Source organism: Labrenzia sp. PO1 (assembly GCF_012273635.1).
GTDB classification, from domain to species: domain Bacteria; phylum Pseudomonadota; class Alphaproteobacteria; order Rhizobiales; family Stappiaceae; genus Roseibium; species Roseibium algicola.
In genome coordinates this window covers 1,140,044-1,166,428 of record NZ_JAAXCR010000001.1, presented here as the reverse complement: position 1 = coordinate 1,166,428, position 26,385 = coordinate 1,140,044, and the positions used below count along the sequence as shown (strand labels likewise).

Genomic DNA, 26,385 nt, shown 5'->3' with positions numbered 1-26,385 from the left:
GGATCTCTGAAGAAAAGGCGTCATCCTGCCAGCTTGACGGACTGGTTGTCCGGCAGGCTGACCACGGGATTGCTTGTGAGATAGGCTTCAACGACTTCGGAGATGGGCGGGCCTTCCGTGCCCTCGTTGACCGAGGCCCAGCCGGAAACGACATATTCCCTGGCGGGGTCGATGGCTTCTCCGGTGGCAAGCAGGGTCATGCCCGAGATGCGCTCGCCGATTTCCTTGCCGGGATCGATGGTATAGCCCATACCGCCAACGCGGACCATGTCACCACCCTGCTGGTAGTAGGGGTCCTTGTTGAAGAGGTTGTCGCCGACATCCTCCAGAATGTCCTTCAGCATCTGGCCCGTCATCGATGAACGGTAAGCGGCCGGATAGGTCATGGCGCAGGCGTTATGGACATCCTCGAAGGTGATGTCCTGGCCCGGCAGAAGCGATGTCCCCCAGCGGAAGCCGGGTGAGAGGGCAATTTCGGCGTCGCGTTCGGTCAGAAGTGCCTGGCAGATCAGATCGTCGAAGGTGCCGTTGAAGTTGCCGCGCCGGTAGAGAAGGTTCTCGGTCTTGCCGAGAACGCGGGCGAGGTCCGCTTCGTAAGGCGCACGAACCTCATCGATGAGCGCAGCCATGTCCGCATCTGGCGTGATGACGTCGGAGAAGATCGGGATCAGGCGATAGGCATACCCGGCCAGCTTGCCGTCCTGAACGTCGAGATCGACCCGGGAGACAAACTTGCCGTTGGAGCCGGACGCAATCACCAGCGTGTTGTTTACGATGACCGGTTCCGGCAGGGCGTCGTGCGTGTGGCCCGTCAGGATGACGTCGATGCCGTCAACGCGCGAGGCGAGCTTCCGGTCGACGTCAAAGCCGTTGTGCGACAGCAGCACGACGATTTCAGCGCCCTCGTCGCGGGCCTCGGTCACATGTTTGGCAATGTCTTCCTCGCGGATGCCGAAGGACCAGCCGGGGATCATCCAGCGCGGGTTGGCAATCGGCGTATACGGGAAAGCCTGACCGATGACAGCGACCTTGGACCCGCCACGTTCGAACATCTTCCAGGCTTCGAAGGCGGGCTCGTCCCATTCGTTGTCGTAGATGTTGGAGCCGAGGAAGGCGAAGGGCAGACTGTCGATGACTTCCTGAACCCGGTCGGTGCCGTAGGTGAATTCCCAGTGCCCGGTCATGGCGTCGGGCTCGAGCGAGTTCATGATCGTGATCATGTCTTCGCCCTGGGTGACGTTGGATGTGTAGCTGCCCTGCCAGGTATCGCCACCATCAAGCAGGAGAACGTTGTCGGCGCCGCGTTCGGCGCGAATGCGCTTGATCACGGTCGCGACCCGGTCCATGCCGCCCATCTTGCCGTAGCTCCTGGCAAGGGAGACGAAGTCTTCCGAGGTCAGCGCATAGGCATCCGGCGACCCGGCTTCGATGTTGTAGAGCTTCAGGAAATCGGCACCGGTCACGTGTGGAGGTTTGCCGTTAACGTCGCCGATGCCCAGGTTGATGGACGGTTCGCGAAAGTAGATCGGCTTCAGCTGGGCGTGGATGTCAGTGATATGCACCAGTGTGAGCTTGCCTTTCGGGTCCATCCCCAGGAGCTGGTCTTCCGTCAGGGCTTGCTGGGCCATCAGCCGCGACCACGAACCCGCCATGCCCGATCCGAGCAAGGCACTTGTCGCGGTTGCCGCCATCAGGAACTCACGTCTTGAGAACATCCTCAGTTACTCCAAACCAACGGCCGATGCCCGGCCGGTTGCACAGTTTTCCCGTTGAGGCACGGCGACGCCGTGCACCCCGGTTATCCCACGTTCGGGACATTGATGTTTTCAGCCCTCTGTTTCCGCCTGCTGGCCGGGCGGGACTTCGCCGGCGACAGGAAAGAAACCGGCGCGGTGGCTGCGACCGCGCCGGAGTTTAAACGGTCAGCCTACTGGCGAACCGCCGGGGTTTCGATGCCGAGCCCCGAGCCACGCCAGGTCACATAGACCTCCAGAGCCATCAGCTCATCGGAGAAGGCGGCCGGGAAGGCTGCCCGCGTATCGCGGATACATCCGCGGAAGCGGTTGTGCAGGGAGACAAGGTCCGCCTGCTTCAGACGATAGGTCGGGAACCCGTTGACGCTGCCCTGGCTGAGATGGTCAGCCCGGATGTAGTTGCCGTTGTAGTTCTCGTGGCAGGTGGCACAGGACAGGTTCAGCTGACCCGTGCGGGTGTAGTAGAGTTCCTTGCCCTTGTCCCACCAGGTCTGCATTTCGCCTTCGCTCAGATCGACTTTCATCGGCATGCCAAGCGACTGGTGCTTGATGTAGGTCGTCAGAGCCTTCTGATCGGCCGCGTCGAACTTGTAGGGCTCTGCCTGCATGTTCTGTTCACGGCACTGGTTGATCTGAAGCTCGATGTTGAACGGCTTGCCGGCGTCCTCATTCCACTTGGGATAGCTGGCGCCGAGACCCTTGAGGAACTCCTCGGAATCCTCGTGGCAGGAGGCGCAGGACTTGCCAGCAGCACCGTCCACGGTTTTCCAGATTTCCTCGCCGCGCTCCACATAGAGCATACCCGGGTTCTGGAAGCTGTCGGCCTCCAGATCACGCGTTTCTTCCGTGCGGTAGTGCCAGCCCGAGATCAGTTCGTCGAACGGGTGCCCTTCCGGCGCCGGTACACGGGTCATGATCTCCACTTCCCCGTCGATAACGAGCTTTTCGTCAACCGGCCCCCCGGCCAGGCTTGCGCTTGTGCCGACCATCGTTATTGCGAACATGGTGGCTATGCGTTTCGTTCTATTGGCCAAATCGTCTCCTCCCGATTTGAGCGTTCCCTGGAACATCCTGCCTTCAACCGACTGCAGATACGATGTCCCGACACTCTCGATGCACCCTGTCCCAGGCTTTTCAGTCCGTGCGGACGTCACAGCCGCGGATGCAGGGCCGCCGCCTATTCAACAGTGATCTTGTTCTCGGATTCGTAGACGCTGCCGTCGTCATCGACCCAGGTGAACTTGAACGTACCGGTTTCATTCACCTTGGCGCTGAACTCCATGTAGGGGTTCGCCGAGACGGCCGGGTCCATGTCACAGGAAAACACCACCTGACCGTTGAACTCGCAGGTGAACTTGTTGATGATCTGGCGCGGAACGAGGTTGCCCTCCTTGTCCTTGCGCTGACCGGATTCCATCGGGTGGCTGATAAGCGTCTTGATGGTGATGACTTCGCCCGCAGCTGCCTTCTTGGGCACTTTCACGCGCGGTTTCGGATCTGCCATGATTTGGTTCCTTCGTATCCCTGATCTGCTTGCCGGGCGGCGTTTCGGCTAAAGGCCGGTGCCGGTCCTGCGGACAAGCCGCTTGCGCTGTTGCGGATTAGCCGCCGCAGCCGCCGATGGTGACTTTCACTTCCTTGCGGTCGATGAAGGTGGAGCCATCGTTCATCTTGGCGACCGCGATGACGTTCTGCGTCTTGGCGAGCCGGATGCGGGTCTTGGCTTCGGCAACACCGCTCATGGCGGTGAAGTGGAACGTGGCAACAGCCGGGTTGGGGTTGCCGTCGGCCAGGATCAGGACAGATTCAACGAAGCTGTCTGCCGTCATCGGGCTGTCGACGGATACGCCGACCGGCACCGTGTTGCCGTTCTCGGCAATTTCCGGCGTGTCGAGGGAAACTGTTCCCTCCTTGGGATCTGCTCCGCCGGTGAAGGCCTTGATGGCCTCTTCGGTCTGGTCGGTTGCGGCGAAGGAAACCCGCGATCCGGCGGCCACGAATGCAGCGGCTCCGATCGTGAGACCAAACACCTGGCGTCTTGTAAAGCTCATCTCTTGCTCCTTGAAACCCGAGATCAATTCTCTTTCAGCGTCATGAGATAGGCGACGACGTCCTCTACCTCTTGCGCTGACAGGATGGTTTTGCCGGCGAATTCCTCGTCGACGTTGATGCCCACCTTCAGGGTGTAGAAACCGGGCATGATGGTCTGTTCGCCGAAGACGTCCTTGCTGTTGACCACGATGGCGCGCAGTTGCGCCTCGCTCCAGCGGTCGGCGGCACCGTCGAGGACGGGGCCGACTTCGCCGTGGAACAGCTGGTCGCTGAGATCGGCATTGGCATGGCAAGCCAGGCAGTTGCCCTTCTTGCGGTCGGCGAAGGCTTCGCGTCCGGCCTGCGGGTCTCCCTGAACGCCCGTCAGGGATTCGGACAGTTCCATATCGACGATGGGAACGCTGTCCGGAGCAACCGTTCCGGCGGCCGCTGCGGAAGCGGCCAGGACGGCTAGGCCGGCAAAGGCCGCCGGCAGGCTGAAATGTGTCGCGCCCTTGAACATTGTGTCGGCTTTCCTCCTCAGTGCGGAACGGCCGGCTGTGGTGCCGTTTGCGTTCCTTCGGCAGGTCCGATTCCCCAGCCTGCCTGTCCTCCTCATATTAAAAGATATGATTTTTTGCATATGTTATGCAATAGGCCTTTTGCCGTATCCGGCATAAACCTGTTTTATCCGCTCTTCCTATTCCGCGTCGAGGCGGCCTTTTTCGCGCAACTCGTTGATTATGCGGGCATGATACTTCTGGAAATGCTCGTCGCCTTCGTAGCCTTTTTCCTGAACCCAGCGAAACATGTTCAGGAAAGTCCACTTGCCGAAGGCGCCAGGCATCGTCGCAACGGCCACTTCCGACACGGTTCCCTCGCTTGGAACCTCTTCCGGCAGGAACACGATTGTGGGTGTGAAGACATAGCCCCATTTGCGCGCGGCGGTCTTTTCGGTCAGTTCTTCGCCGTCCAGGTCGATCACTTCCTCGTCGCCGAACATGTTGTATTGCACGACCATGAAGTTCTCTTTGATGTAGTCGGTCACTTCCGGGTCGGAGAGGATCTTTTCGTGCATCTGGCGGCAATAGATGCAGCCACGTTGTTCAAAGATGATTGCAAGGCGCTTGCCTTCTCCTGCCGCGGTTTCAATGTCTTCGCCTATGTCGCGGAAGGTTACGGTGAACCAGGGCTGCTTGTGCAGGCCATCGTCGCCGAGCGTTGCGGCGAGCGCCGTTGTGGTCAGGGCCGCCAATAGCTCGACTGCCAGCACCAATTGTTTCCAGATACGCATGTCATTGTCCTCCCTGGACCGGAAATGGCCGGTCAGCCGATTTGTGAGAAAACCGGGAAAGTTTCGAGCAGCCAGAAGGCGATTGCCGACATTTGCCCGGTGATGAACAGCAGGCCGGTGAGCACCAGGAGGCCGCCCATGATCTTTTCCACCGTGCCCATGTGTTTGCGGAAACGGCCGGCCAGTTTCAGGAACCGGCTGGCAAATGCTGCCGCCAGGATGAAAGGCAGACCGATGCCGAGTGCATAGACCGCAAGCAGTCCGGCGCCGTGCCAGGTGGTGTCCGACGATCCGGCAACGAACAGGATTGCCGCCAGAACCGGGCCGACGCACGGCGTCCAACCGAACGCGAACGCCAGGCCCATGACGAAGGCTCCAACCAGACCCGCGGGCTTGCGTTCCACATGAATGCGGGCTTCGCGGAACAGGAGCCCGATGCGAAAGACACCGAGAAAATGCAGGCCCATGACGATGATGATCGCGCCTGCAACATAAGACAGGATATCGTAGTAGCGGGCGATCGACTGGCCGATGACGCTGGCCGTTGCACCGAGGGCGACAAAGACGAGCGAAAAGCCGAGCACGAAGGCGATCGCCGCCAGAATCACCCGGCGACCCGTTTCGGCCGTGGCCGTGTCGCCCTTCAGTTCATCGACGCTGACACCGGCCAGGTAACACAGGTAGGGCGGCACAATCGGCAAGACACAAGGCGAAATGAATGAAAGCAGACCTGCCAGAAAGGCAGCGCCCAGAGAAACATCGAGCATTCATTTCCTCCCAGAGAAACTCGATCTTCGGTTGCTTTAAAATATTCAAAAGTTCCTATATATTGCAATGGAAGAAATGTGGAGACTGCAAAATGTCCGTCGCGACACGTGCGATGATCCTTGCCGGAGTGTTGGTTTCCGGCCTGTTTCAGGCGTTGCCCGCCTGGAGTGCCGAGCTGGTCATGCTTGAGCAGCCGGGGTGTGTCTGGTGCAAGCGCTGGAACGAGGAAATCGGCATCGCCTATCCGAAGACGTCGGAAGGCCGGCAAGCGCCGTTGCGCCGCGTCGATATTACCGACGCCTGGCCGCAGGACCTGGCCGGCATACCGAAAGAGCGGATGACGCCAACCTTCATTCTGGTGGCCGACGGCGTTGAAATCGACCGTCTGCGCGGCTATCCGGGAGAGCACTTCTTCTGGCCGCTACTGACCGATATGTTGGGAAAGCTTCCGGACACGAGCAAGTGATGCTGTTGATCCGGTGCTGAAGTTGAGGCATGAATCTGAAAAGCGGTTTTGTGCGCTGCAATGGCAATGCTGAAAAGGGTGTGGGTTCCGGATGATACTGCCGGCCTTTGACAAGAACCTGGATGCGAAGGACCTCGACCTGCTGATGGAGCAGGCGCGGAAGGCGAGCGATCTGCTCAAGGCCCTTTCGCACGAAGTACGCCTTGTCATCCTGTGTCTGCTGTCTGAAGGCGAAAAGTCGGTTTCCGAGCTCGAAGAGATCCTGACAATGCCGCAGGCCGCGGTTTCCCAGCAGCTTGCACGGCTTCGCCTGGAAGGCCTTGTGCAGTCGCGGCGCGACGGGCGGATGATCTACTACAGCCTCATGAACGATGAGGTGAGTTCGATCATTTCGAGCCTTTACGAGCTGTTCTGCAAGGACGTGCGTGCACCTGAAAAATAATCGCAGGTAACGCAACATACGGGCGTGCGATGCAGCAACGAGATCGATTGCTGCAAATTTCGCTGCCTGCTACGGTTTGAAAAATCGCCGAAAGAGCGAGTACGGGAAACGCGGCCGGAATAACCGGCGGAGGGTAGGACGCGCATGGTCAATCTCGATCCGGCGGTGCTGACACCGCTTCTCGGTGTGCTCGCGGGGTGCGTGCTGGGGTTCGTTGCCAGGTCAAACCACTTCTGTACGCTGTCGGCCTTGGAAAGGCACTGGTACGCGGGCGACAGCAGCGCGCTCAGGACCTGGGTGCTTGCTTCCGTATCCGCACTGATCGGCACACAGCTGCTCGTCGCCTTCGGCATGGCCGACACGGCTGCCTCCTTTTACCTGTCACCGGAATTTGCCTGGACGGGCGCCATTCTCGGCGGCTTCATGTTCGGCATCGGCATGGCGCTTGTCGGCACCTGCGGCTTCGGTGCCGTTCTGCGTCTGGGAGGCGGAAGTCTGCGGGCGCTCGTGGTGCTGACCGTCATCGGCCTGTCGGCACTGGCAGCCCAAAGGGGCATCGTCGGCATCGTGCGGGTGCCGATCGTCGATGATCTTGCCGTTTCCTTCACCGCAAGCGGCAGCCAGTCCATGGGCGACATTGTCTCGACCCTGGTGGGCATGAAGCTGCAGGGTGTGGTTGCCATCGTGCTCGCTTTGGCCGGTCTGTTCTGGATCTTCAAATCGGCGTCCTATCGCCGGCAATGGAGCAAGATCGGAACCGGTGTTGCGATCGGCAGCGTGATTGCCTTCGGCTGGTGGGCGACAACCTTCCTTGCTGGACGCTCCTTCGATCCGATCCAGATCGAAGCCGGATCCTTCGTGGTACCGGTCGGTGACACCATCATGCAGCTGATCACCTATACGGGGACCTTGCCAGACTATGGCGTCGGTCTGATTGCCGGTACGCTGGTCGGCGCCGTGGTCGCGGCCATGTGGAAACGGGATATCCGCTGGGAAGCGTGCGACGATGCACGCGAACTCGGCCGCCATCTTCTGGGTGGCACCCTGATGGGCGTCGGCGGGGTGTTTTCCATGGGCTGCACGGTGGGGCAGGGTATTACCGGCTTTTCCACGCTGGCGATTTCCGCGCCCATCGTGATGGTATCCATGGCACTCGGTGCGCGGGTCGGGCTTGCCTGGCTTGTGGAAGGCAACGTCCTTGCCGCCTTCCAGCGCAACCAGGGCAGTGCCCATCACTCGGCGGCGGAGTAAAACCGGCACCTTTCACCCGGCAGTTCAGGCTGCGACGAAACTGTAGGCATCGCCGGTGCGTTCCACGTGCCCTCCACCGGGGTGGGGGAAGTGGTAACCGATGACGCGGGAGCCATCTTGCGCCAGGCGGTCGAGCAGCGCCTTGCGGGTGGCAATGCCCATGTCGCGGTCCTGATCGGAGCCGGAAGCCCAGCCGGGTTTTTCGAAAGAAATCACCGTGTTGGAAATCGCGTCGCCCACCACCAGCAGGCTCTCGGATCCGCCGTGCAGCATGTAGGACATGTGCCCCGGAGTATGGCCCGCCGTGTCGACCGCCTCAACGCCTGGAAGCACTTCCTGGCCCGGCTTGATCATGTTCACCCGGTCTTCGATCACGTCGAAACGCGCCTGTGCCCCGACCACGAAACTCTTGCGCTCCTCCGGCGTCTTGGCCAGCGTATCGTCGGCGCGCCAGTAGTCCCATTCGGCCTGTGGCATCCAGATCTGCGCTTCCGGGTAAAGCGGATCGTCGAAATCGTCCAGGATGCCCCAAAGATGGTCCGGGTGGGCGTGGGTGAAGACAATGTCGGTGATGTCCGACGGATCGATACCGGCTTCCGCCAGGTGGCCCGGCAACTCACCTGCCGTCGACTGGAAATTGGCGCCTGATCCGACGTCGAAGAGGACTGTGCGGTCGCCGGTGCGGAGCAATGTGATGTTGCAATCCGGCGTCAGAACGTCCGTGGCAAGGCCATGGGGTTTCAGCAGCGCCGCGATCTCTTCTTCGCTTTGCTCTGGCAAAATGAAGTTCATCGGCAGGGTCAGATGACCGTCGGAAAAGACGGTGATGTCGTGTGCGCCGAGGGTCAGGTTCGCGGTTGCAAAGGCAGGCGTTATCCGGCTGGCAAAACCCGCGGTCGCAAACGCGAGGCCTCCGGCAAGAACGTTGCGTCTCGTCAGATCTTTCCGAAATTGCCCGGACATGGCATCCTCCACATATTCAAACTTTTGAATTTATCTATGTTTCATTGAGAGAGGTCAATGCCCGTTGAAGCGAAAGGGCACCAAGCTGGTGGCAATCGAGGACGCAGTGTGCCCGGGAGGGGCCCATGGATCTGACATTTCTTCTGGACGAAATTTCCGAGCCCTGGTTGCTGGCAATCGGCGGGCTGGTTGTCGGCGTCCTTTTTGGCGCCTTTGCCCAGCAAAGCCGCTTTTGCCTGCGCGCTGCCAGCCTGGAATTCTCTCGCGGTGCGCCGAAGGACCGGTTGCCTGTCTGGCTCCTGACCTTTTCCGCGGCGGTTCTGTGCACGCAAGTGTTGATCCACCTGGGCGAAGTGCAGGCAAATGAAGCCCGCCAGTTGGCGTCGCCGCAAAGCCTCTCCGGAGCTTTGCTGGGCGGGTTGATGTTCGGCACCGGCATGGTGCTGGCGCGCGGATGCGCAAGCCGTCTGCTGGTGCTTTCGGCCACCGGCAATCTGCGGGCATTATTGTCCGGGCTTGTCTTTGCCGTCGTCGCCCAGGCGAGCCTGCGTGGCCTGTTGAAACCGGTGCGCGAATGGTTTGCAGGTCTTTGGACGACAGGGGATATCGGCGGCAACAATCTGACCGAGATGCTGGGACTGAGCACATCCGTGACGCTTGGTTTCACGGCGCTCTGGCTGGTGGCGGGGCTTGTCTTTGCCTGGCGGTCGAGGGTGAAGGTCTGGCAACTGGTGGCGGCAGCGGGCGCGGGGCTGGCAATTCCCCTGGCCTGGTGGTTCACATCCGCCATGGCCCGGCAGGCTTTCGACCCCGTGCAGGTGGAAGGCGTAACCTTCACCGGACCGTCCGCCGATGCCCTGATGCTGGTTCTGTCACCACCGGGCGATCTGCTTGATTTCGATGTGGGCTTGGTGCCCGGCGTCTTTCTAGGCTCGTTCCTGGCGGCTTTCGTGACGCGGGAACTCGCCCTGCAGGGGTTCGAAGGCGGCAAGTCGATGGCGCGCTACCTCACCGGAGCAACGCTCATGGGGTTCGGCGGCATGCTTGCCGGCGGCTGTGCCGTCGGGGCCGGTATCACGGGAGCTTCCATCTTCGCGCTGACGGCGTGGATCACCCTGACCGCCATCTGGCTGTCTGCCGGTGTTGCCGACCGCCTGCTGACAAGCTATGACGCCCGGCAGCAGACGGTCGTTGGGTCTCCTGCAGCAGAACAGGTGAAAACCGCAGCCTGAAGGCAAAGCAGGAAGAGGCCTTGCCTGACAGGAGCTGACGGGTTCAAGGCCCTTATCGGCCTATCATGGTTTCTTCTGTTGCCGGACGGGTGAACTGGTCGAATTCGGAAACGAAGCGGGCACTGATCCAGCCGCCGGTGGACAGTTGATACCAGACACCTTGCGGCCCCGAGACGATACGGCAATCGGAAATCTTGACCTTGTCGCCGGTCTGCACCCGGCCAACGGCCGCCGCGTCGAGAGAAGGGTTCTGGCGAACGTTGACGTCCCGCGCGATGGTGCGCTCCCACGAATTCCAGTCCGTCAGAGCTGTCGGTGTTTCCTCGCCGATGTCATAGTCGATGACGTCGCTCGTCCAGTAGGCGTATTCGGTCGTCAGCGTGCCGCCGTGGCAACTGGCTGCGTCGGCAAGCAGCGCGTTGGTCACTTTCGGCAGGGTATCGTCGAAAGGCCCCGGCATTGCGCACCATGTGGGGGCGTCATACCCGCCCTTCGCACAGGGTAGCGAACCGGAGGTGATGCGCATGCCGACGGTGCCGTCTTCGGAAAGTTCTACGGTGCAATAAGCAACGCCGTTATGGCTGGCGGCGATACGGCGTGACCCCAACTCTTGGATCAGATCTTCCAGCTTGGTTTCCTGCGGGTTCGGGCCAGATCCGTCAATTGCGCCGAATTCATATTCGACTTCAGATTTCCTGATTGAATTGTCGGCTTGGAAAAGCTGGGTGCACATGGCGCCAACCGTGTCCATGTAAAGGGCACTCTTGTTGATCGGGTCGGCAATCGTGCCGGCAGAAACCGGCGTCAGGCCCATCGCATAGGACCGAATGCCGCCAGCCAGATAAAAGAAGCTGTCGGCAGTGCGGTGGGACAGGGCTTCCTGCAACAAGATGGACGGGGCAATGCCGCCCTTGATCAGCTTGACGTAGGTCTGCGTCACTTCATAGGCCAGGTTCATGGCTTCCTTGACGGCCACAAGCTGGTTGGCCTTCTCCTCTGGCAGGAATGCCATGTGGTATCCGAGTGCCGCGCCAGCTTCCAGAAAGCGGATATCGCCACCATAAACAGCGTTGCGCGGGGTAGCTGCCAGGGTGAAGGCGAGAGCGCAGGCGGACAGGCACTCGTTACCGTTGAGAACGAAGACACCGTTGAGATCCGGGTCCTGCGAGCCGACGTTGTATTGCAGATACTGGCCGATGCGGATGCCTTCCAGAAAGCTGCCGCCGGGGCTGTCGAAGACGATAAATTTGCCCCAGATGCCGTCGAGAGCAGCCTTCAGCTTTTCCAGATCGCCTTTTTCGATGACACCGGAAACCAGGAATATCGTTCCCTGCAGTTCATTGACCACGCTGCCGGCAGACCCTTTGCCCGGATACAACGGCTTCAATTGTGCCAATCGCGGTGCGAGATCGGGACGCTGTGTAATCTCGGCGGCAGAAAGCTGCGAAACCGAGAAAACCAGCGAAAGACAGAAAACGATGGATTTGAGCAACATGGGTACCGTCGACTGCTGAGTGAAGCGGGCGCCGGCCGCCTCGATGATTTTGACCAAACGAGGTCCGGGAAAGTGCTCGTTTGCGATGCCTGAAAGTGAAGTTGGAGGCCTGCATGTGCCAGCCTCCAAGGTATTACTGCCGGATTTCATAATCCTGATAACCGGCCGCCCAACGGGCGCTGCGATTGGCGTTGTCCGCGGTCCAGACCTTGTTGAGGCGGCCGGAAAGTTCCTTCATGAAATCGATCTTGTCACCGATCGGCTCGAATTCACCGTTGGCAGCAAGAAGGTTTTCCAGATCCACCGGATCCTCGGTCACGATCGCCAGCAGCTTGCCCTTGCCCGCCGGTGCCTCTGCCTCGAAGCTGAATCCGTAGGACGGGTCGGGAACCGTGAGCGCGGAGTTGGCACGGATGCGACCGGTCTTGCCGGCGGAGCGATCCTCATCGGTCGGGAACAGAAGCACCAGATCGTCTTCGACGGTCAGGTCGAAAAGGGTCAGGTAGCCATCGACCGCGCTGGTGAGCTGGAATTGCACCTCGTCACCGATCTGGTGTACGGAGCCGGGCAGGATGGAGACCTTGATTTCCTGAGAGGATTGTTCCGGAAGCACGTCGGAAACATCGTCGGCGGTATTTCCGGTTACCGTCTGGACGGGGCCTTCGGCCGAAGCCGGTTGCAGAATGAAGGCTTCGTTGCGCGGTGACATGTTCGGCGTGAACTGCAGATCACGGCAATCCTCCACGCGCTGGCACCATTGCTCGGTGCGCGGACGCAGATAGTTCAGAAGTTCCGCGGTGGTGACACGGCCATTGCCGTTGAGGTCGGCCTCGCGCGTGCGCAGACCCCGGATCAGGTTCTGGGTAAAGATGCCCGAGCCGTTGGTTTCCCAGGCAAGCTGGTGTGGCAGGGCAGCGGACAGGGTCAGATGCACATTGGTTTCGCGTGCCAGAGGCTCTTCGTCACGCACCACCGGCAGGGACCTGGAAACGCCCGAGAACGGCAGGTAACGCGCTTTCGCATCAAGACCCTTGGAAACAAGATCCGGCACGACATCGCGGTTGACCGTACCTGAATGACAGGAATCGGCGATCAGGATCACTTCGCGGCCCTTCAGCGTGGACAGCGCGGAGGCAATCTCGTCGTCGGTGAGCATATCCTCGGCCCTTGCACCCCTGCGCCCGTAATCGGTCGGGACGAAGGTTTCATCTAGGCCGTCCTCTTCGTCGCCGTTGCGATCGGGAACCTGGGAGCCGTGACCGGAATAATAAATGATGACGCGGTCACCCGGGCGCGTTTCACTGGCGAGCCAACCGGTGATGGAACCCAGAATGTTGTTCTTGGCCGCGCCTTCTTCCACCAGGATGCGGACATCGGAGGATGCAAAGCCCCAGTCGCCCTTGAGGAAATCCGCCATCTGGCGCACGTCGTTTGCAGGGCCTGAAAGCTGCGCGTCCGGTTCCAGATAGGGGTAGACGCCGGCGCCGATCAGCAATGCCTTTTGCGCGGCATGAACCGTGCCGGCGGACAGGCACAGGCACATGGTTGCCGCGAATGCCTTGAGGTATCCGGTTTTCACTGAAGGTCTCCCTTTGCGCGCGTATAAAGCCCGACCCAGTCCAGGCCGAAGGACTGGCCGTCGAGCGTGTGGCCGATTTCCTTGGCCAGGGCGGCGAGATCGTTGTTTTGTTGTGCGTCCTGAACCGCATCCACGAGATCGGGCATGGGGGACGGCGTGGTGATGGCGATGAGATGGTCGGCGCCGAAAGGCGGGATCACCGCGGATCGGAAGCTGTCAGTCCGGCCAGGCCGGAGTTTGCCTGCAGCCAGACCGCGCTTGCCTCTGCGAACGGGCCCGACCAGTTGAACTGCCCCGTTTGAAGCGAGGTTGAACAGGACCACATTTTCGTTGCCGGACGAGCGGATCGAGAATGTCACCTGCTCACCTTCGACATAGGTCCGGCTGCCGTCGGAAAGGTCCAGTTCCGGACCTTCAGTTTCGGCAAAGCCGATCAGGAAGGCAAGGAAGCGCCATTTGTCGACGGTCGCCTGCAGGGCCTCGGCGGAAGGCGGGGCGGGAAACGAGGCGATCACGTCACCGGTCTTGTAGACCAGTGAAGAGCCATCACCGTCGTAAATCAGATCGGCCTCTGCCTTGCTGTCGACCTTGCGGATGCCTGACAGGGCTGGAATTGTCTCGCCGGGGGCGGCGTAGAGCGTCAGTTCCGGTAGTCCGGCGCTCGGGGCAGGCGTGCCGGCAGCATCATGCAGCAGGATTTCCAGGTCCCTGGATCCGGCATTGACTTCCGGCCGTTGCCGCCGTTCGGTATGGCGCTTGACCGAGCTGTTGACGTAACGCTTCAGTTCGGCCGTGTTCAATACGCTGTTGCTGTCACCGTCCGCTTCACCCTCAAGAGCGCGGGAAAAGGCATAGGAGAGCGCACCGCGCAGCTCTTCGCCGATCCGCACTTCCTGGGTGACCTTGTTGCGGTCCTGGGCATAAAGCCAGATGACATTTTGAAGTGCATCTTCCTCAACTTCGCCAAGTTGCCTCACCCGGTCGGCGATCCTGTCAGAGGATTTGTCGACCCGAACATCGGCAACGCGCACATTTACTTCTGCGCGGAAATCGGCTGCCCGGGCCATATCGCCTGCAAAACAGCTGTCGGCGACGAAGACGACGGTTGCTTCCTTTTCTTCGGCCAGCAGATGGCCGACCTCGTTGTCGATTATGCGCTCGTTGACACCCGGGCCGGTTTCGTCGAAGCCCGCCAGCAGGAACATGTTGTCGAGTTCTTCGTGCCCGGGAAGGATCGCTTCCTGCCGGGCACCGTGACCGGCATAATGAAACACCAGCGTATCCCCCGGGCCGGCAAGCTCCGTCAGCTCCCGCCACGAGGCAAAGACGTTGTCCCGAGTGGCGTCGGCATCGGTCAGCAGGATGACCTTGCTGGCCTCCAGCTTTTCCAGTGTTCCGGCAACATCTCTCGCGTCATTGACGGCGCCCTTGAGGTCAGTGATGTGCTGATAGTCGTCAATGCCGATGACGAGGCCGTAGAGATTGCCGGCAAATGCGGGAAGCGGCGCGGCAAGGCCCGCTGCAAGCACGAGGGCAGAGGCAAATCCCGGCACCCGCTTTTTCAGGAAAGCGGCGGAGGCCGGCAGAATGGATCTGGTCATGCGGGCCGCCTATTTCCGGACGAATTCAACACGCCGGTGCGCCTGATTGCGCACGTCCTCGGTGTAGAGGGATGGATCGTCGAACTGGAAAGGCTGGCTTTCACCCATGCCAAGCACCTCGATGGAGCCGGAGTATCCGGCTGCCAGCAAGGCGCTACGTACGGCCTCGGCACGCTTCATGGACAGTTGCACGTTGTAGGCATCAGAGCCGACCGGATCGGTATGGCCGACGACCTGGATGTCCGGGGAGCCCTGCTTTTCCAAAGCTTCCTGCACGTCTTCAAAGCTGGTCCTGCCGGCTTTGGTCATGACATCCTGATCGTAGACGAACTGGATCGGAACCAGGGTCTTCTTGCGTTTGTAGCCGCGCGTGGAAAAGCTGTATTGCGAGATCGACTGTCCGCTGCGGGTGACCGGGATCTTGATGTCTCCCGGTTCCTCTGAAATCTGGGCCACAACCACCGCCAGTTCATCCAGGCGGTCGCGCAGCCGGGCGATCATGGCATGTGCCGGTTCCGCAGGGGTCAGCTCGGTGTCGTCTACCAGGCCAAGGGCTTCCTGATAGACGCGGAACGCGGGCAGGGTTTGCTGCTGCTTGCGCAGAATTTCTCCGAGCAGATAGGAAATACGCCAGTGGCTGCCGAATTCCTGAAGGTCGGCCAGGTCCTGTTTCAGGGTTTCAAGGTTGCCGGTATAGCCTTCAAGATCCTGAAACGGCGCGATGACGTCGAGCCGGGCATCGATGATTTCCTTGCCGAAGCCTTCCACCACCATGCCGTCGCAATCGCTGTCATTGAAGGCCTGGTCGTAGATCCTGACGCGGTCTTCGTGACCGGCGCTCAGCGGCATCGCAAGCCAGTCCTTCTGAATGCTCTCGCATGAAACGAGTTGTGCGGAAGCGTCAGTGGTCAGGAGGGGCAGGGCGATGACGGTGGAGACGGCAAGGCCCGCCAGGTGCATAAGGCGGGCGGGTAAAACAGTTCGGATAAGCGGCATGCTGGAAAGTCTCTCCAACTCTTGCATGATAAATTATAAAATAGGTCGGTCTGGCGGGTTTTTGCAGCGAAGGGTTGAGGGCCGGTTGTTTCCGGGCTCGCAGACGTTGCAACTGACGCACCGGTGTAAAATCCCGGTTGCTTCTCCGTTCCTTATTGCGTTTCAATCTGTTCGCAAGACAACATCACGCAGGGTCGCTTGAGTCAATTGTCAGGGCGTCATGAGGTATTTCAAATTGATGATTTCTAAGGATGAGGTTGCAGTGGTGCCGGGCGGTCAAATGTCGAGATGTGTCAAGCTTCTGACGGGGTTCTGCTGTCTTTTTCTGATGGCCGTCGGTCTGGCGCAGGCAGAGGAAAACCGCTTTGCGCTTGTTATCGGTAATTCGTCCTACGAGAAGATCGGCCGGCTCGGAAACCCGGGACGGGATGCGGATCTTGTCGCCAAGTCGCTGGAAGCGGTCGGATTCGAAGTTTCGGTTCATTTCGACCTTGATGAGGACGGTCTTGGCAAGGTCCTGGACGATCTTGCCGATCGTGCTCCGGACCTGGATGTGGCGGTGCTCTATTTCGCAGGCCATGGCATTCAGAAGGATGGTGAGAATTTTCTGATCCCCGTGGATGCGCAACTGAAATCTGCGACCTCGATCGAACGGGAAACGGTCAGTCTGCGTTCGTTCATGGAGGTGATGGAAGAGGTGCCGATCAGTCTCCTGTTCCTTGACGCCTGCCGCAACAACCCCTTTGCCGAACATCTGTTGTCGCAGTCCTCCTCCGACGGGCGGTCCGCCGGGATCACCCGCGGGCTTGCCCCTATCCGCACCGTTGGCGACATGCTGGTCACTTTTGCCACCTTGCCGAATTCCGTTGCAAAGGATGGTGCCGGACAGAACTCGCCTTTTGCCAAGGCGCTGGCCCGCCACGTCGCCACACCGGATGCGGAAGTCTCCGTCTTGATGAAGCGGGTGACGCGTGACGTGATGGCCGAGACCGACGGCGAGCAGCGGCCGCAGCAGCTGTCTCAGATGCAGACGGAATTCTATTTCAAGCGCACCAACGCAGCCGCTCCGGAGACAGATGATCAGCAGACCCTGCTGGCGGTCTATCCCGGTTCGGTCAGTGCCGGCGAGGAAGTCTCGGTTCTGGCGGATGTGCCGCAGCAGTGCGCACCGGATTTCTTTAACATAACACCGTCAAACCGGGTGACGCCGATCCCGACTTCGTACTTCAAGACGGTTGAACTCGGCGGCGGCAAAATCCGGTACGAAATCTCGCCCGGCTCGCGCTATGGGCTGGTCGTGGAAGAAGCGGACGAGAAGGGGGCGAACCGCATCGGCTTCTTCTGCTCAATGGGACCCGCTCTTTCCGATCAGCAGAAGAAGGAAGTGCTCAGGCGGATCAACGGACAGCTCGCGCAAAACGAGATGTCCGGAACCATCGGGTCCGACCCGGAACGGGTCGCCTATCATTTTGCCGAGTTCAAGATCAACTGACGCAGGAGAAGAGGCGGGGCGCTTTCAACGAAGATGCGCCCGCGCTCTGAGACCGAAAGGTCTGTGCATCCCCGATCCCAGCCCGCGCTTCGATTGGCCGGGAGGACGTCGGGGAGGCGACTGTGTAGGCAGGTCCTCTTGTGAGGATCAGTTGACCGGCAGCAGGACCAGCTGGACGCGGCGGTTCTGTTCGCCGTAGGGATCGCTCTGGTCCTTCAGCCTGGAGGCGCCCATTCCGCTTGCCAGAACACGCTGCTCTGAAAGCCCACCCCAGGCTGCAACGAAACCTGCTACCGTCTGGGCGCGTTGCTGCGAGAGGGCAAGATTGTACTGTGCGCTGCCCTTTGCATCCGTATGGCCAAGCAGCAGGAAGCGATAGTTCTTGAACTTGTCCTGGCTCAGAATGCGCGAGAGTTCGGTAATCTTCGCGGCCTGGTCCGGACGCAGCGATGCCGAGTTGTAGTCGAACAGGATTTCCATGTCGATCGTCGGCAGTGGAGCCGATGACGCAGTTTCCGAAGAGCCGCCGACTGGTGGCGGGGTGGAGGCAGCACCTTCTCGATCGACAAGCTTGAGGTTCACTACATCGTCCATCGACAGGGCGGTGTTTGACTTGAATTCCGAGTTGCTGCAGGCGGCCTGATCAAGCAGGCATTTTTCCATGTCGGTCTCCGCCGGGGCACTGGCGTCACGCGAGGCGGAAGTTGCGGGTTTGGTGTCGCCGCCAAGATCGAAATCCTCAAGCGTGATAGTGCTTTGCGCCGCGGCAGGCAGAGCCAGGGAAATAAAAATCAAAAGAAATGCAAAAGGCTTCATGGCAATATCCCGAACCGTTACGTGGTCGTTTCACGGATTGATCCGTTTCTACCATACGGCTGGCAAAAAATGAAAGTGGCCACTGCGTCAGTTGGGTATTTGACGCTGTCCCATCATCCCTGCCACATTTGCGGCCTTACAAAATCAAATTGCAGACAACCGGGTTGAATGAGGGGCTGATCATGTTGCGAAACGCTGTAGCGGCGGTGGCGGGAAAAGGCTTTGCCCGAAGTGTAATACAGACGCTTGCGTCGGTGACTGTATGTATTCCTGCCTTTTCGGTGGCCCATGCTGCGGAAATGCGTCTTCTCGACAGCAATCCTGCATCAGCCGCCGGCTACCAACTTCTGGACCTTGGGACGGTGAGCGCAGAAGCCGTCGGTCACGCCAAGGGCCTTGAAGACGGCTTTACATCGAAGAGTGCCGTCAAGGACGGATCACTGCCTTATTTCGAAAACGGCATCGCAGGCGATGGCGCGCATACCTATGAGACACTGCATATCGTGCCGGCCTGGGGTGGGCTAAAGACGGGCAAGGTCATATCCATCGAGGGACAGATCCAGAAGGGGGACCTCGATCACCTGAAGGCTCTTGTGGAACGCACCGGCTTTTCGGACTGCCTGAGGCCCGGCTACTGCCCCTATAACAACGTGATTTCGCTCAACAGCCCGGGCGGCAACCTGCGCGAGGCGCTGGAAATCGGCAAATACATCGCGGAGCAGAACTTCATCACGCTGCTGCCGGAAAATGCCGTCTGCGAGTCCGCCTGTTCCCTGGTCTTTCTGGCGGGCTACACGCGATACGAGGGGTTCTTCTTTCCTCGCCGTTTTGCTCATGAAACCGCCCGTCTCGGCATTCATCAGCCTTATATCCAGCTTCCTGAGGGCAACTACAGCGCGGAGCAGGTCGGGCAGGTCGTTCAGCTGATCAATCGGGGCGTCAACGAGGTTACGGACTATTTCCTCAGCACAGGTATCGGCATCGGCTTCATGCGCAATATGTACGGCACGAAACCCGGGTCCATGTATCACTTGTCCCTGGCGGAAATGGCTGCCGAAGGGATCTTCGTCGTTGGACGTCCACAGGATCTGTCAAATCTCAGCCGCAGCCAGATGCTGTCCTATTGTTCCAGCCTGTATCAAGGACGCTTCAACACCGTGTCGCAGGACCTGCTGGCCAATCTGCAATCGAACGAACGCACTTTCCTGACCTATGTTACCGGGCAGAATTTTATCTGTCTGGGCGTGAAGAGCCCGAATGGCGACAGCTGGCGGTCCTACGTCTGCGATGGCAGTTCGAAATGTCTGCTCGGCGACTTCGGGCAAGTGGCGCTGTTCGAGCTGGAAGCCAACGGCAAGCTTTCGGAGTTTCGCGACCGGGATGCGTCGGCCTTGATGAACATTGCCGCAGGGATCGACAACACCGAGGTTGGTCTGGCGCTGAAGGAGTACAATCACCGGGTGGCGCTGCTCTATTTTGTCGAGCTGTTCGCCGAAAACATGGGAACGTTCGAGACATCTTTCAAACGCATTCCGGCAAGCCTTGCCTTTGCCGAGGTGCCTCGGGAGTTCTGCGGTCAGGTCGATGAATATGATGCCGGTCTTGTGCGGCTGGTGCAGGCCGGTCTCAACAACAGCGGTATTGACGTGGGCACTCCGGACGGGTCGCTCGGCCCGAACACGCGCAAGGCAATCGGGCGGGCCAATAAGGATCTGCTGAACCGCTCCGAAACCGTTATCGATCCGTCTCTTCTGAAGGCGCTGGGCGTGCCCGAAGACGAAGTCCGCGGGCACGTCCTGTGTAACGGCTAGGCCTGGACAGCGCGGCGAGCCGTCAAACCTGCGATCACGCCGCGCAGTTCCGCCAGTCCGCGCATTCGCCCGATCAGGGGATAGCCCGGGTGCGCACCGCGGTCGGCATCGCTCAGCAGCTCGTGGCCATGATCTGGCCGGAAGACGATTTCGGCATCTTTCCGGCCCTCGTATCGCCGTCTGGCTTCTTCGCCAAGAAGAACGCCGAGCAATGCAGGCATGTCGGTGTCGCCGCCAAGATGCGCTGCTTCCTCGAACGAGCCATCCGGATCTTTCGCGACATTGCGCAGATGGGCGAAATGGATCTTGTCGGCAAAGCGTTCCGCAATTGCAGGGACATCGTTCTTCGGGTTGGCGCCAAGAGAGCCCGAGCACAGCGTCAGGCCATTGGACGGGCTGTCCACTGCCGACAGGATCCAGTCGATGTCGTCCGCATCCGAGACGATCCGCGGAAGACCGAGCAGGTCCCGGGGCGGGTCATCCGGATGCACCGCCAGTTTCAGGCCAAGCTCTTCTGCCGCCGGGACCACTTCCTCCAGGAAGCGCTTGTGGTTTTGTCTGAGAGCCGCCCGGTCGAGTCCCTGATAGGGAACCAGTGCCTCACGCAGGCCGTTGGGGTCGTAACGATCATAGGCCCCGGGCAGACCCGCCATGATGGCCTGGGTCAAGCGGTCGAGGTCCGGCTGTTTTGCGGCATCGAACCAGCGTTTTGCCTCGACCAGAACCTGTTCGCAATAATCGTCTTCCGCCTTGGGTCGCTTGACCATGTAGATTTCGAAGGCCGCCATCCTGGCAGCGGAAAACCGCAGGCAGGTACCGCCACGTGCCACGGGCGCGGCCAGGTCCGTCCGGGTCCAGTCGAGCAACGGCATGAAGTTGTAGCAGATGACCTTTATGCCTTCAGCGGCCAGGTTTGCCATCGATTGCCGGTAGTTGGCGAAGAGTTCCGAAAGATCGCCTTCCCCGCGCTTGATGGCTTCGTGAACCGGCAGGCTTTCCACCACGGTCCAGTCGAAACCGGCAGCGTGGAGCCGGGTCCTGGTGTTCGCGATTGTTTCGCGAGGCCAGATCTGGCCGTAGGGAATTTCGTGCAGTGCCGTGACGATGCTGACAGCACCGGTCTGGGCGATTTCAGAAAGCGAGATGCGGTCATAGCCGCCATACCAGCGCCAACCTTCGATCATGACAGGGTTCCGATTGATTTGCCGACACCGTCAGCCTTCAAGGCAGCATAGGCGGCGGTGACGGGCGCCAGAATGGCAGCGGCGAGGTCGGGTTCGAAGACTTCGGTGACACCCAGAAGCGCTGCCACCTTGCCGGCGTCGCCATCGCTTTCTCCGACAAGAGACTTGAGGCGATCGCTCAGCGGATCGCGCACGTCAATCGGCTTGCCTTTAAGATCGGTGCCGCCGACATAGATCATCCAGGCGGCAATCGCGAGGCAAAGGCCAGGGCAGTTTCGACCGTTCGTCAGGTTGTCGCGCACGGTGCCGAGAATGCGCTGAGGCAGTTTCTGGCTGCCGTCCATGGCGATCTGCCAGGTGCGGTGCCGGATGCCGGGATTTGCATAGCGTTCGAAAAGCGCATCCGCGTAGGCTTCCAGATCAACACCCGGCGGAGCCTCGAAGGACGGAATGATTTCCTGGCGCCACAGGTTTTTCACGAAACGGGCGAACAGCGGATCTGCAACGGTTTCGGCAATCGTCTCGTGCCCGGCGAGATAGCCGAGGTAAGCCAGCGAGGAATGCGTGCCGTTGAGCATACGCAACTTCATGTGCTCGAACGCGGTTACGCTCTCAACAAGCTCGACACCTACGGCACCTAGGTCCGGCCTGGCATCGGCGCCGTAAGCCGGGACAAAGTCGTCTTCCACCACCCACTGCCGGAACGGCTCATGCAGCACAGGGGCTGCATCGTAGCGGCCGGTCTTGCGGGCCAGGGCGTCTATATCCTCGGGTTTTGTGGCAGGCACGATGCGGTCGACCATGGTTGCCGGGAAACGGCCTTCGGTTTCGATCCACGCGGCCAGTTCCGGATCGAGCTTCCCTGCAAGATCCAGGACAATCCGGCGGACCAGACGGCCATTGTCCGGCAGGTTGTCACAGGTGAGCACTGTGAAGGGTGGCAGGCCTGCGGCCTTCCGCCTTGCAAGCGCCCGCACGAGGTAACCCGGAGCGGAGACAGGCAGCGCGGCTTTCAGGTCGTGTGTGATGTCCGGGTGATCGGCATTCAGTCTGCCGGTTGCCGGGTCGTGGCAATACCCCTTTTCCGTCACGGTCAGGGTAACAATCCTGACGTCCGGATCCGCCATCGCGGCCAGCACGGCTTCCGGGTTTTCCCGTGCGACCAGCACATCCCGGATGATCTCTACCTGGCGAAGGGTTTCGCCTTCCGGGCCAAGTTCCTGCGCTGTGTAGACAAAGTCCTGCGGAGCCAGCTGGTCATGCATGCGCGGGCTTTGCAGGCTGACGCCGATAATGCCCCAGTTGTTCTGTCCGGTGCCGCCAGAGGCCTTCATGGCTTCTTCTATGTAGATCGCTCCAAAGGCCCGGAAAAATGCTCCGAGCCCCAGATGAACGATGCCGGCTTTTGCCGCCGGTGTTGTTCTGGAAAGGCGCGGCAAGTCAGCGTGCAAGCCAGCCTCCATCCACATTGAGGACAGCGCCGTGAATGTATTTTGCAGCCGGTGAAGCGAGAAAGACCGCGGCTTCTCCAATGTCGCTGGCTTCACCCCAGCGGCCGGCCGGAATGCGTTCCAGGATCTGCCGGCTGCGCTCCGGGTCGTCACGCAGGGCTTCGGTGTTGTTGGTGGCGATGTAACCCGGTGCAATGGCGTTGACATTGATGCCCCGCGCCGCCCATTCGTTCGCCAGCAGTTTGGTGATGCCGGCAACGCCGTGTTTGGCCGCGGTGTAGGACGCGACCTTGATACCGCCCTGGAAGGACAGCAGCGAGGCAATGTTGACGATTGCCCCGGTCCGGCCGGCGTTGAAGGCAGCGTTGCCGAAGGCCTGGCAGGTGAAGAAGACGGACTTCAGGTTGACGTCCATCACGTCGTCCCAGTCGGCTTCGCTGAAGCTGTCCGCCGTGCCGCGGCGGATGATGCCCGCATTGTTGACCAGGATGTCGATCTGTTCCGCCTCGAACAGTGGCATCGCAGCCATCGGGTCGGACAGATCGAGGTGCACATGGCGGCCCCTGGTTATCTGGGCCAGCGTTTCGTCGCAGTCGCGCCGGGCCGCGCACAGAACTTCGGCGCCTGCCTTGCTCATGGCGATGGCAATGGCCTGGCCGATGCCGGTGTTGGCGCCTGTCACCAGGGCGCGTTTGCCTTCCAGGGAAAACGGGCTCATCGCAGGTCTCCCATGGCGACCATGTCCATGTCGGTGAAGTCGACATTATCGCCGGCCATGGCCCAGCAGAACGTGTAGGCCCCCGTGCCGGCGCCGCAATGAATAGACCAGGGCGGAGAGACGACGGCGTCCTCGTTGGCCATCACCAGGTGCCGGGTCTCGTCCGGCTTGCCCATGAAGTGGAACACACGCTGGTCCGGGCCAAGCTCGAAATAGAGATAGGCTTCCATGCGCCGGTCATGGACATGGGCCGGCATGGTGTTCCAGACCGAGCCGGGCGCAAACTGGGTGTAGCCCATAAGCAACTGGCAGCTTTCGGCGACTTCCGGATGCAGGAATTGCAGGATGACGCGCTCGTTGGAGGTTTCCGCCGAGCCGAGTTCCACCCGGCGCGCGTCCTTGACGGTGATCAGCCTGCTTGGGCAGGCCCGGTGCGCGGGCGCCGACAGGATGTAGAAGCGGCCCGGGCCGGAGAAGGTGACGGGTCCGGAGCCCATGCCGATGTAGAGCACATCTCCCTTGCCGACCTGATAGGTCTCGCCAGCCGCCTTTACGGTGCCGGCCTCGCCGATATTGAGAATGCCGAGTTCGCGGCGATCGAGAAGGGACGGGGTGCCGGCTTCCTTCACTTCATCCAGAACGAGTTCGCCAGTTCCGGGGACAGCGCCGCCCAGGATCAGCCGGTCGTAATGGGTGTAGATCAGGTTGATCTTGCCATCCTGGAAAAGGCCGGCGGCGTGGAAATGTTTGCGAAGACCCGTGGTGTCGAGAGTCTTGGCGGTGTCCGGGTCGATGGCGTAGCGGGTTTCAACGGTCAGCATGGCAAAGTCCTTGGGTGCAGGCGATGTTCAAAGAAAGTCGTCGCGGCGCGGCGTGAAGGTGTCGACCAGTGTCCCCGGTTCCAGGCACACGCACCCGTGCAGGGCGTTGGAGGGGATGACGAAGCTGTCGCCGGGACTGACGTCGAAGCTCTCGCCGTCGATGGTGAAGCGGAAACGGCCGCTTTCGACATAGGTCGACTGTACGTGTGGATGATTGTGCAGCTTGCCTTCCGCGCCTTCCTGCTGGAAGCGGAAGGCGACGACCATCAGGTCGGGACTGTCGGAGAGCACCTGCCGGCGGATGCCCGGGTCGGCGGTCACTTCGGGAAAGGTTTTCACGAACATTGGTTTTGCCTCAATGGAACAGGGATGGCAGCCACAGCGACAGGGACGGGATGTAGGTCACCAGGAGCAATGTGAAGATGGCGGCACCATAGAAGGGCCAGATCGTCCTGATCGCATCCCAGACCGATATCCGGCCAACGGCGCAGCCGACAAAGAGCACTGTGCCGACCGGCGGCGTGCACAGGCCGATCCCGAGGTTGAGCACCAGGATCACACCGAAATGGACCGGGTCGACCCCGAAAGCGGTGGCAACCGGCAGGAAGATCGGCGTGGTGATGACGATCAGCGGCGACATGTCCATGAAGGTGCCGAGGAAGAGCAGCACGATGTTGATCATCAGCAGGATGATCAGCGGGTTCTCGGAAATGCCCTTCATGAATGCCACAAGTTCCGCGGGAATGCGCAGGAAGGCCAGCAGCCAGCCGAAGGAAGCCGCACAGCCTATGACCAGCAGAACCATGGCGGTGGTGCGCACCGCGGCTTTCGTCGCGGCGACGAATTCCGGCCAGTGCATGGTGCGGTAGGCAAGCGTGGTCACCAGCAGTGCGTAGACGGCCGCGATGCAGGAGCTTTCGGAAGCCGTGAACACACCGGAGCGCACGCCGCCGAAGATGATGCCGATCAACAGCAGACCCGGAATGGCGTTGATGAACATCGCACCAAGAGCCGACAGGCCGGGAAAGCGTTCCGTCGGATAACCGGCACGGCGGGCAACGAACCAGGCTGTGACCATCAGGGAAACTGCGAGCAAGAGGCCCGGCAGGATGCCCGCTGTGAACAGGTCGGCGATGGAAAGACGCCCGCCAGCCGAGATCGAATAGATGATCATGTTGTGCGAGGGCGGCAGCATCAGCGCAATGATCGAGGAGACCACGGTGACATTGACACCGTATTCGACCGAATAGCCCTTTTCCTTCATCTGCGGGATCATCAGGCCGCCGATGGCGGTTGCATCCGCCGCGGCGGAGCCGGAGATGCCGCCGAAGAGTACGGAGGCGGTGATGTTTACCTGACCGAGACCGCCTCGCATATGCCCGACCACGGCCCCGGCGAGCGCCACCAGCCTTCGGGCAATGTCGCCGCGCACCATCAGTTCGCCGGCAAAAATGAAGAAGGGGATCGCCATCAGTGCGAAAACGGAGACACCCGAGTTCAGACGCTGGAAGACGACGACGGGCGGCAGGCCCATGTAGAGCACGGTGGCCAGCGACGCTGCGCCCAGGCAGAAGGCAACGGGTGTGCCGATCAGGAGCAGGACCGTGAATGTGCCGAAGAGGATAACGGGTTCCATATCAAGCAGCCTCTTCGATGGGATCTTCGCCGAAGCGTGCGGTCGGCAGACCGGCTGCGCGACGCATCAGGCGTTCGATGGAAAAGAGAAAAACCAGGCAACCGCCGCCAACGAGCGGCAGGAAATCAACCGCGCCTGAAACGCCGAGCGACGGCAGTTTTACATCCCAGGCCGACAGCGCCAGTTCCGCGCCGTACCAGGCCATGCCCGCGCCAAAGGCGGCGACCACGGCATCGGAGATGCTGTAAAGCACCAGTTTGGCTCCCTGCGGCAGAAAGTAGAGCAGGACGTCAAAACTGAGATGGTAACCTTCACGGATGCCGACGGCGGCGCCCAGGAAGATGAACCAGCCCATCAGGATGACGGAAGCAGGTTCCGACCAGACGAGACTGTCGTTCATGACGTAGCGCATGAAGACCTGCGCCGTGATGAACACGGTCATGAGAATGAGGCCGCCTCCGGCAAGCCAGAGCGCTGCCGTGGAGACATGGCGCAACATCTGCGCGGTGAACTTGAGATGAGGCTGCACGTCGAGATCCTGAAGCAGGGAACCGGGTCAAGGCGGATCCTGAAAAACGGCCAGC

26 protein-coding genes are annotated in these 26,385 nt (G+C 60.5%); 6 read left to right on the top strand and 20 right to left on the bottom strand.

Going from position 1 to position 26,385, the window contains the following annotated elements; genetic code table 11:
- Window positions 1-20: 20 nt before the first annotated feature.
- The 7 genes from soxB to HCG46_RS05425 all read right to left on the bottom strand — a co-directional run bounded on the left by soxB (window position 21) and on the right by HCG46_RS05425 (window position 5,846).
- On the bottom strand, window positions 21-1,715 hold the full coding sequence (soxB, locus tag HCG46_RS05455) for a thiosulfohydrolase SoxB (RefSeq protein ID WP_055656116.1): 1,695 nt from the start codon (window positions 1,713-1,715) through the stop codon (window positions 21-23).
- A gap of 212 nt (window positions 1,716-1,927) precedes the next feature.
- The gene (soxA, locus tag HCG46_RS05450) at window positions 1,928-2,758 is read right to left on the bottom strand and encodes a sulfur oxidation c-type cytochrome SoxA (RefSeq protein WP_168685605.1); all 831 of its coding nucleotides are present in this window, start codon (window positions 2,756-2,758) and stop codon (window positions 1,928-1,930) included.
- 173 nt (window positions 2,759-2,931) lie between these two features.
- Window positions 2,932-3,258, bottom strand: coding sequence for a thiosulfate oxidation carrier complex protein SoxZ (gene soxZ / locus HCG46_RS05445; protein ID WP_023003230.1), 327 nt, complete (start codon window positions 3,256-3,258; stop codon window positions 2,932-2,934).
- Between the two features lie 97 nt (window positions 3,259-3,355).
- Complete coding sequence (gene soxY, locus HCG46_RS05440) at window positions 3,356-3,805, bottom strand: thiosulfate oxidation carrier protein SoxY (protein WP_023014500.1); 450 nt, start codon at window positions 3,803-3,805, stop codon at window positions 3,356-3,358.
- A gap of 23 nt (window positions 3,806-3,828) precedes the next feature.
- On the bottom strand, window positions 3,829-4,308 hold the full coding sequence (gene soxX / locus HCG46_RS05435) for a sulfur oxidation c-type cytochrome SoxX (RefSeq protein ID WP_075282328.1): 480 nt from the start codon (window positions 4,306-4,308) through the stop codon (window positions 3,829-3,831).
- Window positions 4,309-4,485: 177 nt separating this feature from the next.
- A complete protein-coding gene (locus tag HCG46_RS05430; RefSeq protein WP_023003233.1) occupies window positions 4,486-5,079 on the bottom strand; it encodes a thioredoxin family protein in 594 nt (197 codons plus the stop codon).
- Between the two features lie 32 nt (window positions 5,080-5,111).
- A complete protein-coding gene (locus tag HCG46_RS05425) occupies window positions 5,112-5,846 on the bottom strand; it encodes a cytochrome c biogenesis protein CcdA (protein ID WP_023003234.1) in 735 nt (244 codons plus the stop codon).
- Window positions 5,847-5,938: 92 nt separating this feature from the next.
- Here HCG46_RS05425 and HCG46_RS05420 point away from each other — a divergent pair, with 92 nt between their 5' ends.
- The 3 genes from HCG46_RS05420 to HCG46_RS05410 all read left to right on the top strand — a co-directional run bounded on the left by HCG46_RS05420 (window position 5,939) and on the right by HCG46_RS05410 (window position 8,006).
- Window positions 5,939-6,313, top strand: coding sequence for a regulatory protein SoxS (locus HCG46_RS05420; RefSeq protein WP_023003235.1), 375 nt, complete (start codon window positions 5,939-5,941; stop codon window positions 6,311-6,313).
- 91 nt (window positions 6,314-6,404) lie between these two features.
- The gene (locus HCG46_RS05415) at window positions 6,405-6,755 is read left to right on the top strand and encodes a metalloregulator ArsR/SmtB family transcription factor (RefSeq protein ID WP_023003236.1); all 351 of its coding nucleotides are present in this window, start codon (window positions 6,405-6,407) and stop codon (window positions 6,753-6,755) included.
- Window positions 6,756-6,899: 144 nt separating this feature from the next.
- Window positions 6,900-8,006, top strand: a complete 1,107-nt coding sequence (locus tag HCG46_RS05410; RefSeq protein WP_168685015.1) for a YeeE/YedE family protein — start codon at window positions 6,900-6,902, stop codon at window positions 8,004-8,006.
- A 24-nt stretch (window positions 8,007-8,030) separates the two neighbouring features.
- Here the strand turns inward: HCG46_RS05410 and HCG46_RS05405 are convergent, their stop codons facing one another.
- The gene (locus tag HCG46_RS05405; RefSeq protein WP_168685013.1) at window positions 8,031-8,969 is read right to left on the bottom strand and encodes an MBL fold metallo-hydrolase; all 939 of its coding nucleotides are present in this window, start codon (window positions 8,967-8,969) and stop codon (window positions 8,031-8,033) included.
- A 125-nt stretch (window positions 8,970-9,094) separates the two neighbouring features.
- Here HCG46_RS05405 and HCG46_RS05400 point away from each other — a divergent pair, with 125 nt between their 5' ends.
- A complete protein-coding gene (locus HCG46_RS05400; RefSeq protein WP_168685011.1) occupies window positions 9,095-10,201 on the top strand; it encodes a YeeE/YedE family protein in 1,107 nt (368 codons plus the stop codon).
- A gap of 52 nt (window positions 10,202-10,253) precedes the next feature.
- Here the strand turns inward: HCG46_RS05400 and HCG46_RS05395 are convergent, their stop codons facing one another.
- The 4 genes from HCG46_RS05395 to HCG46_RS05380 all read right to left on the bottom strand — a co-directional run bounded on the left by HCG46_RS05395 (window position 10,254) and on the right by HCG46_RS05380 (window position 15,872).
- Complete coding sequence (locus tag HCG46_RS05395; RefSeq protein WP_168685009.1) at window positions 10,254-11,696, bottom strand: SH3 domain-containing protein; 1,443 nt, start codon at window positions 11,694-11,696, stop codon at window positions 10,254-10,256.
- Window positions 11,697-11,829: 133 nt separating this feature from the next.
- A complete protein-coding gene (locus HCG46_RS05390) occupies window positions 11,830-13,275 on the bottom strand; it encodes a caspase family protein (RefSeq protein ID WP_055656105.1) in 1,446 nt (481 codons plus the stop codon).
- Window positions 13,272-14,876 carry a caspase family protein gene (locus tag HCG46_RS05385; RefSeq protein ID WP_168685007.1) on the bottom strand — a complete coding sequence of 535 codons (1,605 nt, stop codon included), beginning with the start codon at window positions 14,874-14,876 and terminating at the stop codon, window positions 13,272-13,274. Before HCG46_RS05385 ends, HCG46_RS05390 begins: the two co-directional genes overlap by 4 nt.
- Before the next feature lie 9 nt (window positions 14,877-14,885).
- Complete coding sequence (locus HCG46_RS05380) at window positions 14,886-15,872, bottom strand: OmpA family protein (RefSeq protein ID WP_168685005.1); 987 nt, start codon at window positions 15,870-15,872, stop codon at window positions 14,886-14,888.
- 280 nt (window positions 15,873-16,152) lie between these two features.
- Here HCG46_RS05380 and HCG46_RS05375 point away from each other — a divergent pair, with 280 nt between their 5' ends.
- A complete protein-coding gene (locus HCG46_RS05375) occupies window positions 16,153-17,364 on the top strand; it encodes a caspase family protein (RefSeq protein WP_168685003.1) in 1,212 nt (403 codons plus the stop codon).
- 147 nt (window positions 17,365-17,511) lie between these two features.
- Here HCG46_RS05375 and HCG46_RS05370 read toward each other — a convergent pair whose 3' ends face one another.
- Complete coding sequence (locus HCG46_RS05370) at window positions 17,512-18,180, bottom strand: OmpA family protein (protein WP_055656098.1); 669 nt, start codon at window positions 18,178-18,180, stop codon at window positions 17,512-17,514.
- A 182-nt stretch (window positions 18,181-18,362) separates the two neighbouring features.
- Between HCG46_RS05370 and HCG46_RS05365 the strand changes: the two genes are divergently transcribed.
- Window positions 18,363-19,991 (top strand): hypothetical protein, encoded by a 1,629-nt coding sequence (locus HCG46_RS05365; protein WP_168685001.1) that lies wholly within the window; start codon window positions 18,363-18,365, stop codon window positions 19,989-19,991.
- Here the strand turns inward: HCG46_RS05365 and uxuA are convergent.
- The 7 genes from uxuA to HCG46_RS05330 are packed head-to-tail and all read right to left on the bottom strand — an operon-like array spanning window position 19,988 to window position 26,300.
- Window positions 19,988-21,175, bottom strand: a complete 1,188-nt coding sequence (gene uxuA / locus HCG46_RS05360) for a mannonate dehydratase (protein WP_168684999.1) — start codon at window positions 21,173-21,175, stop codon at window positions 19,988-19,990. The two genes, HCG46_RS05365 and uxuA, sit on opposite strands and share 4 nt — an antisense overlap.
- Window positions 21,172-22,626: a mannitol dehydrogenase family protein gene (locus HCG46_RS05355; protein ID WP_286185199.1), complete on the bottom strand. Its 1,455-nt coding sequence runs from the start codon at window positions 22,624-22,626 to the stop codon at window positions 21,172-21,174. Before HCG46_RS05355 ends, uxuA begins: the two co-directional genes overlap by 4 nt.
- Entirely contained in the window at window positions 22,616-23,344 is a 729-nt protein-coding gene (kduD, locus tag HCG46_RS05350; protein WP_055656093.1) for a 2-dehydro-3-deoxy-D-gluconate 5-dehydrogenase KduD, read from the bottom strand. Before kduD ends, HCG46_RS05355 begins: the two co-directional genes overlap by 11 nt.
- Window positions 23,341-24,165, bottom strand: coding sequence for a 5-dehydro-4-deoxy-D-glucuronate isomerase (gene kduI, locus HCG46_RS05345; RefSeq protein ID WP_168684997.1), 825 nt, complete (start codon window positions 24,163-24,165; stop codon window positions 23,341-23,343). Before kduI ends, kduD begins: the two co-directional genes overlap by 4 nt.
- 27 nt (window positions 24,166-24,192) lie before the next feature.
- The gene (locus tag HCG46_RS05340) at window positions 24,193-24,510 is read right to left on the bottom strand and encodes a cupin domain-containing protein (RefSeq protein WP_023003251.1); all 318 of its coding nucleotides are present in this window, start codon (window positions 24,508-24,510) and stop codon (window positions 24,193-24,195) included.
- A 10-nt stretch (window positions 24,511-24,520) separates the two neighbouring features.
- On the bottom strand, window positions 24,521-25,801 hold the full coding sequence (locus tag HCG46_RS05335) for a TRAP transporter large permease (protein ID WP_055656087.1): 1,281 nt from the start codon (window positions 25,799-25,801) through the stop codon (window positions 24,521-24,523).
- Window position 25,802: 1 nt separating this feature from the next.
- Window positions 25,803-26,300 carry a TRAP transporter small permease gene (locus tag HCG46_RS05330; RefSeq protein ID WP_088665314.1) on the bottom strand — a complete coding sequence of 166 codons (498 nt, stop codon included), beginning with the start codon at window positions 26,298-26,300 and terminating at the stop codon, window positions 25,803-25,805.
- Window positions 26,301-26,385: the final 85 nt, after the last annotated feature.